Source organism: Pararhizobium mangrovi (genome assembly GCF_006516965.1).
In the GTDB taxonomy this organism is placed as follows: Bacteria; Pseudomonadota; Alphaproteobacteria; order Rhizobiales; family Rhizobiaceae; genus Pararhizobium_B; species Pararhizobium_B mangrovi.
Genome location: NZ_VHLH01000018.1, coordinates 1 through 13931, shown reverse-complemented (window position 1 = coordinate 13931; position 13931 = coordinate 1). Strand labels below are relative to the sequence as shown.

The window sequence follows — 13931 nt, the reverse complement described above, 5'->3', positions numbered from 1 at the left end:
TTTACGTCTCGAGTTCGGAAAGCTCCGCGTAAAGGTCGAGCGCTTCCGGGTTGGCGAGCGCGCTCTTGTTCTTGACGGGACGTCCGTGGATCACGTCGCGCACGGCAAGTTCGGTGATCTTGCCGGATTTGGTGCGCGGAATGGCGTCGACGGCGATCACCTTGGCCGGGACGTGGCGCGGCGAAGCGCCGGAACGGATCTTCTTCTTGACGGCCGCCGTCAGGTCGTCGTCGAGCGTCACGCCCTCGGCGAGCACGACGAAAAGGATGACGCGCACGTCGTCCTTCCATTCCTGCCCGACACACAGGGCCTCGGCGATCTCGGGCATCTGCTCGACCTGATTGTAGATCTCGGCAGTGCCGATCCGCACGCCGCCCGGGTTGAGCGTCGCGTCCGAGCGGCCGTGGATGACAATGCCGCCATGCTCGGTCCATTCCGCAAAGTCGCCATGGCACCAGATGCCCTCGAAGCGGTCGAAATAGGCGTCGTGGTAGCGCTTGCCGTCGGGGTCGTTCCAGAACTCCACCGGCATGACGGGAAACGGCTTGCGGCAGACGAGCTCGCCCTTGCCGCGTTCGAGCGTGCGGCCCTCCTCGTCGACCACATCGACGGCGAGCCCGAGCCCGGGTCCCTGGATCTCGCTCGCCCATACCGGCCTGATCGGCACGCCGAGCACGAAGCACGACACAATGTCCGTGCCGCCAGAGATCGAGGCGAGCTGCAGATCGTGCTTGATCGCCTCGTAGACGAACTCGAAGCCGCTCGGCGCCAATGGCGAGCCGGTGGACGTCATGGCCTTGAGCGACGAGAGATCGTGCGTCTCGATCGGCCGCAGGCCGGACTTGCGCACCGCATCGATGTATTTCGCGGAGGTGCCGAAGAGCGTGAACCGCTCCGCCTCGGCGTAGTCGAAGAGCACCGAGCCGTCCGGGGCGAAGGGCGAACCGTCGAAAAGGCAAAGCGTCAGCCCGCTCGCAAGGCCGCTCGCGAGCCAGTTCCACATCATCCAGCCGCAGGTCGTGAAGTAGAACAGCCGATCGCCTTCACGCAGATCGCAATGCAGCGCGTGTTCCTTGACGTGCTGGATCAGCGCGCCGCCGGCCGAATGCACGATGCATTTGGGGACGCCCGTCGTACCGGAGGAAAAGAGGATGTAGAGCGGATGGTCGAAGGGCAGCCGCTCGAAGGTTACCGCCTGCGCCTCGTGCGCGCCGACGAAGGCATCGTAGCTGATGCCGTTCGTCACGCGTTCGGCGACGGCTTCGGCCTGACCCAGATACGCGACGACGACGGTGTGGACGGGCCGGAGCTTCGCACTGACGGCCACAAGCCGGTCGGCGACGTCCCGCTGCTTGCCGTCGTACCAGTAGCCGTCGCAGGCGATGAAGACCTTCGGCTCGATCTGGCCGAAGCGGTCCATCACGCCGGCCTCGCCGAAATCCGGCGAGCAGGAGGAAAAGATGGCGCCGATCGAGGCGCATGCGAGCAGGGCGATGATGGTCTCGGGCATGTTGGGAAGCATCGCCGCGACCCGGTCGCCACGCGTAACGCCGGCCGCGCGCAACGCCTGCTGGAGCCTGGAGACCGCCGCATTCAGTTCGTCGAAGGACATGCGCCTTTCGACCTTGTCCTCGCCACGAAAGACGATCGCATCTTCGCTGCCGGAGCGGCGCAGGCAGTTTTCGGCGTAGTTCAGCCGCGCGTCGGGAAAGAAACGTGCACCGGGCATGCGCTCGCCGTCGACGAGTACGCGTTCGCCTTTCTCGCCGACGATTGCGGCCTCGTCCCACATCGCCGACCAGAAGCGGGCGGGCTCGGCGACGGTCCAGGCGTGGAATTCCGCGTAATCGGAGAAGTCTCGACCGGCAGCCTCGCTGCAGCGGCGCATCATGGCGAACAGCCTGCTTGCCTCGATGCGTTCGGCGCTCGGCTCCCAGAGCGGTTGTCCCTCGATCATCGCTTTCCTCCTCGCTCGAACCGACGCGGTGCGTTCCAGACCGTCACGACCACGCTCTACCACCACCGCCGATGGCGGCAAACGGCCGCCCGGCAAATTTAACCTTCGCGGCCGTTTTCGGGATCGAACGATTGCAAAGGTCGGCCCCAGGCTCTACTGCCTTGATCGAAGGACCGAAAACCCCAAGCGAGAGATGCTGTTCGTCCATCGCGCCGTACGCAACAGGGGAAGGCGCAGGCTTCGCTGGGCGCTTTCCATCGTGGCGTTCACCGTCGTCGCTTTCGCCCTCATCGCCGTGGCGGTGCCGCTGGCCGTCTCGACGGATCTCGTGCGCCAGCGCCTCAAGCACGATATCGGTGCATGGGCGGGCCAGCGGGTAACGCTCGGCAACAACCCCAAGCTCACATTCTGGCCGATCCCGACGATCACCTTCGACAACGTCGCGCTCTATCCGCGCCGTCCGCACGCCAAGCCGATCGCCGTCGCGAGCAGCGTCGAGGGTGAGTTCTCGGTGCTCTCGGCACTGACGGGTAAGCCCCATTTCACGCGCCTTCTCTTCCGCTCGCCGATCTTCACCGTGGAGCGAGGCGCGACGGGCCTCGTCAACTGGCGTTCGGATTTCGGGCGAATCGCGGAAGCCGCGAGGATCGCCCGTGCCCGCGCCAACGGCAACAAGAAGGCGGGTTCGGTCCCCGACTATTCGCTGGGCACGATCGCGATCTCTGGCGGCACGATCCGTTACATCGACCATCGCGACGACGATATCGAGACGATCACCGACCTTTCCGGCACCATCGACTGGCCCGAGACGCTCGGAAACGCCAGCATGGACCTACGCGGCATGTTCCGCGGCAAGAAGGTCCATCTCGCCGCCAGTTCCAGCCAGCCGCTGCTCCTGATCGGCGGCGCCAACGCGCGGTTGAAGGCGAGCTTCGACGCCTCGCCGATCGGCCTTGCCTTCAACGGTACCACGACGCTCGCCGAACGCCCGTTCTTCGACGGGCGCATGACGCTCGACACGCCTTCCGTCGAGAAGATCCTTCAGTGGTTCGGCGCCGACATCAAGCCCGGCGCGGCGATCGGACGGCTGAACGTGGACGCCCATGTGACGACGCAGAGCGACCGCGTCAATTTCGACGATCTGACGCTGAAGGTCGGTGGAAATCGCGGCATCGGCGTGCTCGATGTCAACCTTCCGAAGCCGCGCTTTCCCGTGATCGCGGGCACGATCGCCTTCAATTCGCTCGACATCGTGTCGTTCCTGCGCGCCTTCAGCCCGTTGCCGAAACCGGGACAGAACATCGCCACGACGGTCGACACGCGCTTCCTGCGCCAGCTCGGCCTCGACCTTCGCCTTTCCGCCCAGTCGGCGAAGCTCGGCCCCATGATGCTCGACGACGTGGCGGCCACGGCACGCATCAGCGAAGGGCGCGCGTCTTTCGAGATCGGCGACGCCAGCGCCTATGGCGGCTCGCTCAACGGCGAGGTGCGCATTTCCGAAAAGGGGCTCGACGGCGGCGGCATGGTGCGTGCGGCTGCCGACAACGTCGACCTCGGCGCGATGTACGACGCGATGAAGCTCAGCGGACCGCTGCCGCGCGGACGCGGCTCGCTGCGGCTGGAACTGCAATCGGACCATCCGTTGTGGGCGACGGGCATCAGCGACATCACCGGGCAGATGAAGCTTTCCGTCGGCAACGGCACGATCCCGAAGCTCGATCTCGCGGCTTTCCGCGCACTCGCCGCGAAGGAACGCTTCTTCGATCTGTCGAAGATTTCGGGCGATGCGCTCGACTTCGCTTCCGCAAAGCTCGACTGCCGGTTTTCCGACGGCATGGCCGAGATCAACGACGCGACGATCACGACGAACGATACCGTCATCCGGCTGAACGGCGTCGTGCCCTATGCGCGCGGCAGCCTTGCCATGACGGGCAGCCTGGAGCCGAAACCGGCGCCGAAGAAGGGCGCGGCCAAGCCCGATGACACCGACGACGGCCTGCGCTTCTTCGTCGGCGGCTCGTGGCCCTCGCCCGTGATCTCGCCCGTCGTCACGCGCTGAGCGCCCCGCCATACGCGACGAGCGCCGCAGCCGTAACCCGCGGCGCGACGCTGCCGCGCGGACCCGCTCAGCGGTGCTTCGTACCCTCGCCGTAGAACATCTTCTCCCACTTCTTGTGGGCCTTGTAGCCCTCGCGAATGAAGGGGGTGAAGACGGCAAGGTTCAGGATCGCCCGGTTCGTCAGGTTCGCTGGAAACCTGGTCGGCTTGACGAAATCGACGAAGAGCACCACGCGGACCTCGTCGGAGTGGTTCCAGGCCTCGTGCTCGTAGGCGTCGTCGAAGATGAGCGCCTTGCCCTCTTCCCAATGGCACGTGCGGTCGTCGACACGGATGCCGATGTGCTCCGGCTCGTCGGGCACCATCAGGCCGAGATGGAACCGCAGGACGCCGTTATAGGGTCCGCGATGCGGCGGCAGGTGCTTGCCGGGTTCGAAGATCGAGAACATCGCCGATTTGAGGCCGGGGATCTTCTGCAGGATCCGCCATGTCTCGGGGCACTGTCGGATCGCTTCCTCGGACTTAATGCCGTAACCGCATAGGAAAAAGGTCTTCCAATTCTGGTCGTTCGAGATCGAACGCACTTCGGTGGAGATCTCGTGGAAGGCGGGAAGCTCGCCCTTGCGGGTGAGGATCTGGTCGAGTTCGGCGCGGATCAGCTTCCATTCGGCCTCGACTTCGCGCGCCCAAGGGAAAGCATCCGTATCGTAGACGGCAGGATTGCCGTGCGAGGCATATTTCAGGTTGAGCTGCTCCGCCCCGTCGACCATCTTCTGCACCGAGCGGGTGACGACCCCTTCGCCGCCCATGGTGTCTTCGAGACCTTCCGTCTTCGATTTCTGCTCCGCATTCGCCATCGTCGTCCTCGTCGCGTCCTGCCGTTTTTCTCAAAGACGGGTCGGCCTCGCCGGCGCCCGCCTCGTCATCGCACGATCGTAAACCCCTGCGAGCCTTGGCGAAAGCCTTGCCAAGCGAAAGTCCTCGTCGCAAGGGCTGCGAAGAACCGTTCACCGGAATCGCCTTGGGGACGAAACCATTTCGCCGGAGCCTCGTTATAACGACAAAGGCCTCCAGCCTTGCAATTGCGAACGCCTGCCGGATTCCCTGCCGGCAGGCGTTCTTCATTTCTGCCGCTCAGTCGAAGCGGATACGCCGCCAGATCGCCTCGGCGAACGAGTAGACGGCGAAGGCGACGAGCCCGATCCCCATCAGTCCGAGCAGAATGCTGCCGAAGGGCAGGCCCTGGATGAAGTTGAGCGCTGCGGACATGCCCGGCCGGCCGCCGCCCTGCCCGCCATCGATGCCGCGATAGACGAAGAGCAACGCGATCACCCAGAAGATGATGCCCCGCGCGATGAGGCCGGTTTTCGCGAGCGGATGGATAATGCGCATCTTGTCCGGCGATGCCTTAAAGAACTTCGCGTAGCCGGATTTGAACGCCTTGATGAAATGGGCGATGCCGACGCCTGCGAAGACGATCGCAAGGCACCACGCGACCACCTGCGCACCGACGATCGACGCGAAGAAGGACGAAACGCCCGATCCGCCCGACCCGGAACTGGAACCGGTGCTGCCGTACCACATGGAGAAGGTGTAGATGCACAGCGCGGCATAGGTGAACGCTGATGCGAGCAGACCGCCGCGGATCGCCAGCGCCTTGGCGCCGGTGCCGTGATCGTCGGTATCGAGAAGCGACTGCGTGACGCGCCAGAGGGCGTAGGAGAAGAGCCCGACGATCAGGATCCATGCGAGGATGCTGCCCGCGGTATTCTGCAGGAGCGTCTGCAACGCTCCATGGGTATCCTTCTTGGAGCCGTTGCCGAACGCGGCAAGGACTGCAAAGACGCCGATGACGAGGTAGATCAGGCCACGGGCGGCATAGCCGACCCGCGCGAATGGTCGTGCTACATCTGCCGCGTTTTGCGATGAAACCATTGAGCTGCCCGTGTTTGCCATGAAACCCTCTCGTTGATGTGAGGGAGGCAACGCACGGCAATGCGCACAAGTTCGAACCGAATTTCGAACTAAAGACGATTATCGACGGCGGAACGCGTCGACAATGCGTCCTTCAAAAGCATTTCCCGGCCATACCGATCCGGTCCGATGCTGCGAACGATATGCAAGACTTGAAGAGATGGAGCGCGCGGCCGGATCGATCAGGCCGCAAGGCGCCCTAACGTGTCGCGAGCAGGACGAGCAGGGTCACCAGACCGAGCGAGCTGATCGCGGCCGCCTGTACGACGGCGGTGCGCATGGACTTTTCGGCGATCGCGACGGCCTTTGCACGCTCGTCACGGGCGGATTTGATCAGGCGTTCGCTCATCGTCTCTCATATCCCTGCTGCATGCTTCGTATAAGACAAGGTAGGAACTTCGCTCGCGAGCGCAAGTCGAAACCGCGTGCACCGTGCGGCGGGCAAAAAAGCATCGAGCCTGCCGGTGGTATTTCCGCCCCGCCGCGTTATGGTCGCCGGCACATCCGCGCCTCGCGGTCCCGGCCCTTTCCTTCGGTGATTCATGACGTCCAAGACCAAGCCAGCGAAACCCGCCACGTCCACGCGGACGCGACGCAAACCGTCGGCGGCCGCCGCGCGCATCCGGGGTGCGAGCACGTGGCGCGAGGCGGCCGACTGGCTGCGGGCGCGCGGCATCGAAGACATCGAATGCATTACGCCCGACATTGCCGGCGTGCCGCGCGGCAAGATGATGCCGACCTCGAAATTCGTTTCCGAGACCTCGCTTTCCCTACCGTCCGCCGTCTTCCGCCACACCATATCGGGCGAGTATCCGGAGGAAACGGAAAACTTCCGTTACGATCCGCACGATGGCGACCTGAAGCTCGTGCCGGACATTTCGACGCTCTCCGTCGTGCCCTGGGAGAGCGATCCGACCGCGCAGGTCATCTGCGACATCGTCAACACGAGCGGCACGGCGGTTCCCTATACGCCGCGCAACGTACTTCGCCGCATTCTCGATCTTTATGCCGAGAGCGGCTGGAAGCCGATCGTCGCACCCGAGATCGAGTTCTATCTCGTGGCGAAGAACAACGATCCCGACTATCCGCTGCGCCCGCCCCAGGGCCGGTCGGGGCGCACCATCGTCGGCGGGCAGTCCTATTCCATCTCCGGCGTCAACGAGTTCGACGAACTGATCGACGACATCTACGACTTCTCCGAAAAGCAGGGTCTGGAGATCGACACGCTGATCCACGAGGAAGGCCCGGCGCAGCTCGAGATCAACCTGCGTCACGGCGATCCGCTGGAACTGGCCGACCAGGTCTTCCTCTTCAAGCGCACGCTGCGCGAGGCCGCACTCAAGCACGACATGTACGCGACCTTCATGGCCAAGCCCATGCAGGGACAGGCCGGATCCGCCATGCACATCCACCAGTCCGTCGTCGACGCCAAGACCGGCCACAACATCTTTTCCAACACCGATGGCTCGCCGTCGGAACACTTCTTCTCGTTCATCGGCGGAATGCAGCACTACGTGCCGAAGGCGCTCGCCATGATGGCGCCCTACGTGAATTCCTACCGCCGGCTTTCGCCGGACATGGCCTGCCCCGTCAACAACGCCTGGGGCTACGACAACCGTACCACGGCGTTCCGCGTGCCGACGTCCGAGCCGGCTGCGCGCCGTGTGGAAAACCGGCTGCCCTCGTCGGACGCCAACCCGTACCTGGCGCTCGCCGCGACGCTCGGCGCGGGCTGGCTCGGCATGACCCATTCCGTGCTGCCGTCGAACCCGACGGAAAAGACCGCCAACGAAGGTGCGGTCGATCTGCCGCGCGGCCTGCTCGAGGCGGTCGCGACGTTCGAGGGCGAAAGCGCCTTTACCGAGGTGTTCGACCCCGATTTCATCGGCACCTATTGCGGCCTGAAGCGCGGCGAGTTCGAGACCTTCATGCAGGTCATCAGCCCGTGGGAACGCGAATTCCTACTTCTGAGCGTTTGAGGGCCGACATTCCATGACCTACCAGAGCCCGATCGCGCCCGGAGTCTCGCTCTACGAAGACGGCCTCGAACGGCCGCGTTATCCCGCGCTCGACGGTTCGTGCACGGCGGACGTTGCGATCGTCGGCGGCGGTTTCGCCGGCCTTCAGTCCGCCTGCCGGCTCGCCGAAAACGGTGTCGACGTCGTCCTCATCGAACAGGCGCGTCTCGGCGACGGCGCTTCGGGTCGCAACGGCGGACAGATGGGCACGGGACAGCGCAGCTGGCCCGAGGATCACGCCGAAAAGCTCGGCCACGCCGCCGCGAAGGCGCTCTTCGACATTGCCGAAAGCGGCAAGCGGCACCTGCACGATTTTGCCGAACGCCACGGTATCGACATCGAATACCGCCCGGGCCAGCTCTCCGTCGTCCACAAGAGGCGCTACCTCGCCGCCTATCGCCGCCATGCGGACCGGGTCGCCGAGCGGTACGACTATCCACATCTTCGCTTCATGGACGCCGAAGAGACCGCCGAGCGGCTCGGCTCACGGGCCTATCTCGGTGGGGTACGCGACACCGGTACCGGCCACATCAACCCGCTGAAACTCGTTGTCGGCACGGCAATCGCCGCAAGCGCGGCCGGTGCGCGCCTCCACGAGGATACGCGCGCCACCGACATCGCCAGGGCCGACGGCCGAGTGCGCATCACGACGCCCACCGGCACGATCACGGCCGATCGGGTGCTGATCGCCGGCAACGGCTATGTCGGCCGGCTCGAAAGCCAGACGGCGGCGCACGTCATGCCGATCCGCTCCTTCATCGCCGCGACGGAACCGCTCGGTCCGCAGACCGACGTGCTGCCGGGCGGCGAGGCAGTGGACGATTCGCGCTTCGTGGTGCGCTACTTCCGCAAGAACGCCGAGGGCCGGTTGCTCTTCGGCGGGCGCGAGACCTACAGCCGTGACAATCCGCGCGACATCGCCGCACCGATGCGCCAGCAGATCGCCAGGCTCTATCCGCAACTGAGCGACGTGGCGGTGACCCATGCCTGGGGCGGGACCGTCGGCATCACCGTGCCGCGCGATCCATTCGTGCGCGAAGTGATGCCGGGGGCGACGGCCGTCGGCGGGTTTTCCGGACACGGCGTCGTTCTCGCGAACTATACGGGCAAACTCTATGCCGACGCCGTCCTCGGCGACGACAGCGCATTCGCGCAGCTGGCCGCCATGCCGGTTTCCGCCTTTCCAGGCGGGCGAAGCCTGCGCACGCCCCTCCTCTTCGCGGCCCTCACCTGGTTCGCCCTGCGCGACCGCGTCTGACGCTCGGTCGCCGGGCATCATGCCTGTTTACAAACGGCCGTTGCCGCATAGTTTCTTTGGTTCGACGACCAGCGTCGCATGCGTTCATATGGCCCCGAGCCGAAAAGGAACGCCGACGGGCTGGCATTCTTAAATCGATTAGACTATGTGTGTGGAGCCCGCGTCGGGAGGGCGTGCGCGGCGAACCCGAGAGCAGTGCGATGAGCAGCCAGATCATTCCCGTCGATCCGTTCGACTACGTCGTCTTCGGCGGCACCGGCGATCTCGCCGAACGCAAGCTTCTGCCCGCGCTCTATCACCGTCAGGCCGCGGGCCAGTTCACCGAACCGACGCGCATTATTGCCGCCTCGCGCTCCGACTACAGCGACGAGGCCTATCGCGACTTCGCGCGCGAGGCGCTCGACAAGCACCTGAACCACGCCGAGAGGGAGGCCGACCAGATCGAGGCCTTCGTCGCGCGTCTGCACTACGTTTCCGTCGACGCCATCGACAATCGCGGCTTCGAAGACCTGAAGGCGCTGCTGGACGAGGACCCAACGCGCATCCGCGCCTTCTACCTCGCCGTGGCACCGTCGATCTTCGGGCATATCTGCGAAGGCATTCGCGACCATGGGCTGATCACGGAAAACACCCGCGTCGTCGTCGAGAAGCCGATCGGCCGGGACCTCGATTCGGCGACGCGGCTCAACGACACGATCGGCGAAGTGTTCGTCGAGGACCAGATCTTCCGCATCGATCACTATCTCGGCAAGGAGACGGTGCAGAACCTGATGGCGCTCAGGTTTGCCAACGCGCTCTACGAGCCGCTCTGGAACGCCGCGCATATCGACCACGTGCAGATCACCGTCGCCGAATCCGTGGGCCTGGAAAGCCGTGCCGGCTATTACGACAAGGCCGGTGCGCTGCGCGACATGGTGCAGAACCACATGCTGCAGCTCCTGTGCCTCGTCGCCATGGAGCCGCCGCACTCGATGGAGGCCGACGCCGTCCATGACGAGAAGGTGAAGATCCTGCGCTCGCTCAAGCGCATCGATTCCGCCAACGTCGACAAGCTGACCGTTCGCGGCCAGTATACCGCCGGCGCCTCTTCGGCCGGTGCGGTGCGCGGCTATCTCGACGAGCTCGGCGACGAAAGCAACACCGAGACCTTCGTCGCGCTGAAGGCGGAAATCGCCAACTGGCGCTGGGCGGGCGTGCCGTTCTACATGCGCACCGGCAAGCGCATGCCGCACCGCGTCTCCGAGATCGTCATCTCTTTCAAGCCGGTCTCCCATTCGATTTTCGAGGAATCCGCCGGCCGTTTGATGACGAACCAGCTCGTCATCCGCCTGCAGCCCGACGAGGGCGTACGCCAGTGGATGATGATCAAGGATCCCGGCCCGGGCGGCATGCGGCTTCGCCACGTGCCCCTCGACATGAGCTTCGCCGAAAGCTTCAAGGTGCGCAATCCGGACGCCTACGAGCGGCTGCTGCTCGACGTCATACGGGACAACCAGACGCTGTTCATGCGCCGCGACGAGGTCGAGGCGGCATGGCGCTGGATCGATCCGATCCTGAAGGCATGGGAAGATACCGGCCAGGGCGTTCAGGACTACGTTGCCGGCACGTCGGGGCCGAGCCAGGCGATCGCGCTGATCGAACGCGACGGAAGGACGTGGCATGACGGAAAGTAAGGCCCGGCCGATCACGCTTCAGGAATTCGACGATCGCGCAGCACTCGCCGAAGCGCTCGCCGAGCGCATCTGCGAGACGCTGGAACGGGCGATCGCGGAGAAGGGCGAAGCGGTAATGGCCGTCTCCGGCGGTTCGACGCCGAAGCTCCTCTTCGAGGCGTTGTCCAAGCGCAATCCGGGCTGGGTGAACGTCACGGTGAGCCTCGTCGACGAACGCTTCGTGCCGCCCGAGGACGAGCGCTCCAACCAGCGCCTCGTTTCCACCTATCTCCTGAAGGATGCCGCCGCCGAAGCGACCTTCGTGCCGCTCTACCAGCACGTGGACGACGTCGATGCCGCCGCCGCCCTGGCATCCGGCAAGATCGACACGCTGGCGCTGCCCTTCGACGTCGCGATCCTCGGCATGGGAACGGACGGGCATACCGCATCCTTCTTCCCCGGCGGCGACAATCTGGAGGCCGCGACCGACCCCGGCGAACGGCGCTCGGTCCTCGCCATGCACGCCGGCGGCGCGGAAGAACCACGGCTGACGCTGACCCTGCCGCAACTCGTGGCAAGCACGATGCTCGTGCTTCACATCGAAGGCGGGAACAAGCGCGAAGCGCTGGACCGGGCACGCGAACCGGGCCCGGCGAGCGAAATGCCGATACGCAGCATTCTCGACGCGGTCGAGCGGCCGCTCGAGGTCTACTGGGCCGCCTGACGGCGGCAAGGCGCGGTGTGGCGCGGCTGCGCTCCGCCGGAAGGCCACCGGCGCAACGTCGCGATGCCACGGCGTCGCCGGCATCGAAGTCGCCGACGAGCGGCTTTGGCGATTGTGGCCGAGCCGCCCTTTCGCATGGTTGTCGAAGAACAGGATGATCCGATCATGACTGCCGACGCACGCATTGCAGCGATTACCGAGCGCATCGTCGAACGGTCGCGCCCGACCCGCGAGCCCTATCTGGACCAGGTCCGCCGCATGGCCGCGGCCGGTCCGCACCGTGCGAGCCTTTCGTGCGGCAACCTCGCCCATGGCTTCGCCGCCTGCCCGGCGGGCGACAAGGAAGCGCTGTCGGACGGGCATACGCCGAACATCGGCATCATCACCGCCTATAACGACATGCTTTCCGCGCATCAGCCCTTCGAGACCTTCCCGGCCTTGATCCGCGAAGCTGCACGCGCAGCCGGTGGAACCGCACAGGTCGCAGGCGGCGTGCCGGCAATGTGCGACGGCGTCACGCAAGGTCAGCCCGGCATGGAGCTTTCGCTCTTTTCGCGCGACGTCATCGCCATGGCCGCCGGCATCGGCCTGTCGCACAACATGTTCGACGCCGCGGTCTATCTCGGCGTGTGCGACAAGATCGTGCCGGGGCTCGCGATCGCCGCCCTCACCTTCGGGCACATCCCGGCCGTGTTCATCCCCGCCGGGCCGATGCCGAGCGGGCTTCCCAACGACGAGAAGGCGCGCGTGCGCCAGCTCTACGCCGAGGGCAAGGTCGGCCGCGACGCGCTGCTCGAAGCGGAATCGAAGTCCTACCATTCGCCGGGCACCTGCACCTTCTACGGTACGGCGAACTCCAACCAGATGCTGATGGAGATCATGGGCCTGCACATGCCCGGCGCCTCCTTCGTCAATCCGAACACGCCGCTACGCGATGCGCTGACGAAGGAGGCGACCGAGCGCGCGCTTGCGATCACCGCGCTCGGCAACGCCTTCACGCCGGCCGGCGAGATGATCGACGAACGGTCGATCGTCAACGGCGTCGTCGGCCTGCACGCGACCGGCGGATCGACGAACCATACGCTGCATCTCGTTGCGATGGCGCGCGCGGCCGGCATCCAGCTGACATGGCAGGATATCTCGGAGCTTTCCGACGTGGTGCCGTTGCTTGCCCGCGTCTATCCGAACGGGCTTGCCGACGTGAACCATTTCCACGCCGCCGGCGGCCTCGGCTACCTGATCGGCCAGCTTCTGAAGAAGGGGCTGCTGCACGACGACGTGCGCACGGTATACGGCGAGGGCATGGCGAATTACGCCAGCGAGGCGGTGCTCGGGCCCGAAGGCGGCGTGGCGCGCACGCCGGCTCCGGACGTCAGCCACGATCCGAAGATCCTCGCCACGGTCGACGAACCCTTCCAGCCGACCGGTGGCCTGAAGATGCTGACGGGCAATCTCGGCAAGGCCGTCATCAAGGTCTCGGCCGTCAAGAGCCAGCATCACGTGATCGAGGCCCCGGCGAAGGTCTTCCACGACCAGGCGGAGCTTCAGGACGCCTTCAAGGCGGGCGAACTGGACGAGGACTTCGTCGCCGTCATCCGCTTCCAGGGTCCGAAGGCGAACGGGATGCCGGAACTGCACAAGCTCACGCCGGTGCTCGGAATCCTGCAGGACCGCGGTCACAAAATCGCGATGGTGACGGACGGGCGCATGTCCGGCGCATCCGGCAAGGTGCCGGCGGCCCTTCACCTGACGCCCGAAGCCGTCGACGGCGGACCGATCGCACGCGTTCGCGAGGGCGACATGGTGCGCGTCGACGCCGTGAACGGCAGCCTCGAGGTGCTGGTGGAGACGAGCGCGTTCATGGCGCGCATACCGGAACAGGCCGACCTTTCGGCAAACCACACCGGCATCGGCCGCGAACTCTTCGCCTCGCTGCGCGCCGTGGCCGGCCCGGCGGACCAGGGCGCCAGCGTTCTTTACTAGAGCCTTTCAGGTTTATACGGAAACGCTCTGCCGACCCTGTTTGCGTCAGGACCGAAACGGATGGCGACGAGCGTACTGGTGGTACGGTCGAGCCATCCGTCGAAGCGTCATGGCACAAACAGGGCCGGCCCGAAGGGTTCGACCGTGCCGCCCTCCCACTTTGTCGCGTGGAAAACCGGCACGATCGAACAGAGCGCTTCCGTATAAACCTGAAAGGCTCTAGATGTGGAGCCTCAACAGGTTGTCCTGATCGAGACCGAGGCGGCTGATGGGCACGGTGTCGTTTATCCCGCCATGGGGACGGTGC

The 13931-nt window shown here is 65.3% G+C and carries 10 protein-coding genes; 6 read left to right on the top strand and 4 right to left on the bottom strand.

Annotation, left to right across the window (positions count from 1 at the left end; translation table 11 throughout):
• Nucleotide 1: 1 nt before the first annotated feature.
• Complete coding sequence (locus FJU11_RS10250; protein WP_141166962.1) at nucleotides 2-1957, bottom strand: acetoacetate--CoA ligase; 1956 nt, start codon at nucleotides 1955-1957, stop codon at nucleotides 2-4.
• A 193-nt stretch (nucleotides 1958-2150) separates the two neighbouring features.
• On the opposite strand from FJU11_RS10250, the gene FJU11_RS10245 reads away from it, so the two are divergent.
• A complete protein-coding gene (locus tag FJU11_RS10245) occupies nucleotides 2151-4016 on the top strand; it encodes an AsmA family protein (protein WP_181408133.1) in 1866 nt (621 codons plus the stop codon).
• Nucleotides 4017-4083: 67 nt separating this feature from the next.
• Here FJU11_RS10245 and FJU11_RS10240 read toward each other — a convergent pair whose 3' ends face one another.
• From FJU11_RS10240 to FJU11_RS18300, 3 genes are all read right to left on the bottom strand, one after another.
• A complete protein-coding gene (locus FJU11_RS10240; protein ID WP_141166960.1) occupies nucleotides 4084-4872 on the bottom strand; it encodes an aspartyl/asparaginyl beta-hydroxylase domain-containing protein in 789 nt (262 codons plus the stop codon).
• Between the two features lie 277 nt (nucleotides 4873-5149).
• Complete coding sequence (locus FJU11_RS10235) at nucleotides 5150-5950, bottom strand: DUF1206 domain-containing protein (protein ID WP_141166959.1); 801 nt, start codon at nucleotides 5948-5950, stop codon at nucleotides 5150-5152.
• A 238-nt stretch (nucleotides 5951-6188) separates the two neighbouring features.
• The gene (locus FJU11_RS18300) at nucleotides 6189-6338 is read right to left on the bottom strand and encodes a hypothetical protein (RefSeq protein WP_181408132.1); all 150 of its coding nucleotides are present in this window, start codon (nucleotides 6336-6338) and stop codon (nucleotides 6189-6191) included.
• 193 nt (nucleotides 6339-6531) lie between these two features.
• Between FJU11_RS18300 and FJU11_RS10230 the strand changes: the two genes are divergently transcribed.
• The 5 genes from FJU11_RS10230 (at nucleotide 6532) to edd (ending at nucleotide 13624) form a co-directional block, all read left to right on the top strand.
• Nucleotides 6532-7968, top strand: coding sequence for a glutamine synthetase family protein (locus FJU11_RS10230; RefSeq protein ID WP_141166958.1), 1437 nt, complete (start codon nucleotides 6532-6534; stop codon nucleotides 7966-7968).
• Between the two features lie 13 nt (nucleotides 7969-7981).
• On the top strand, nucleotides 7982-9265 hold the full coding sequence (locus FJU11_RS10225) for an NAD(P)/FAD-dependent oxidoreductase (RefSeq protein ID WP_141166957.1): 1284 nt from the start codon (nucleotides 7982-7984) through the stop codon (nucleotides 9263-9265).
• A gap of 200 nt (nucleotides 9266-9465) precedes the next feature.
• On the top strand, nucleotides 9466-10938 hold the full coding sequence (gene zwf / locus FJU11_RS10220; protein ID WP_141166956.1) for a glucose-6-phosphate dehydrogenase: 1473 nt from the start codon (nucleotides 9466-9468) through the stop codon (nucleotides 10936-10938).
• Nucleotides 10925-11641, top strand: coding sequence for a 6-phosphogluconolactonase (pgl, locus tag FJU11_RS10215; RefSeq protein ID WP_141166955.1), 717 nt, complete (start codon nucleotides 10925-10927; stop codon nucleotides 11639-11641). Before zwf ends, pgl begins: the two co-directional genes overlap by 14 nt.
• Nucleotides 11642-11806: 165 nt before the next feature.
• Nucleotides 11807-13624, top strand: a complete 1818-nt coding sequence (edd, locus tag FJU11_RS10210; RefSeq protein WP_141166954.1) for a phosphogluconate dehydratase — start codon at nucleotides 11807-11809, stop codon at nucleotides 13622-13624.
• The last annotated feature ends 307 nt before the right edge of the window (nucleotides 13625-13931 follow it).

Bases quoted from the DNA above. Each gene is read 5' to 3' on its own strand.
- FJU11_RS10240 (WP_141166960.1), bottom strand. From the start codon at position 4,872: ATGGCGAATGCGGAGCAGAAATCGAAGACGGAAGGTCTCGAAGACACC.
- pgl (WP_141166955.1), top strand. From the start codon at position 10,925: ATGACGGAAAGTAAGGCCCGGCCGATCACGCTTCAGGAATTCGACGAT.
- FJU11_RS18300 (WP_181408132.1), bottom strand. From the start codon at position 6,338: ATGAGCGAACGCCTGATCAAATCCGCCCGTGACGAGCGTGCAAAGGCC.
- edd (WP_141166954.1), top strand. From the start codon at position 11,807: ATGACTGCCGACGCACGCATTGCAGCGATTACCGAGCGCATCGTCGAA.
- zwf (WP_141166956.1), top strand. From the start codon at position 9,466: ATGAGCAGCCAGATCATTCCCGTCGATCCGTTCGACTACGTCGTCTTC.
- FJU11_RS10250 (WP_141166962.1), bottom strand. From the start codon at position 1,957: ATGATCGAGGGACAACCGCTCTGGGAGCCGAGCGCCGAACGCATCGAG.
- FJU11_RS10230 (WP_141166958.1), top strand. From the start codon at position 6,532: ATGACGTCCAAGACCAAGCCAGCGAAACCCGCCACGTCCACGCGGACG.
- FJU11_RS10245 (WP_181408133.1), top strand. From the start codon at position 2,151: ATGCTGTTCGTCCATCGCGCCGTACGCAACAGGGGAAGGCGCAGGCTT.
- FJU11_RS10225 (WP_141166957.1), top strand. From the start codon at position 7,982: ATGACCTACCAGAGCCCGATCGCGCCCGGAGTCTCGCTCTACGAAGAC.
- FJU11_RS10235 (WP_141166959.1), bottom strand. From the start codon at position 5,950: ATGGTTTCATCGCAAAACGCGGCAGATGTAGCACGACCATTCGCGCGG.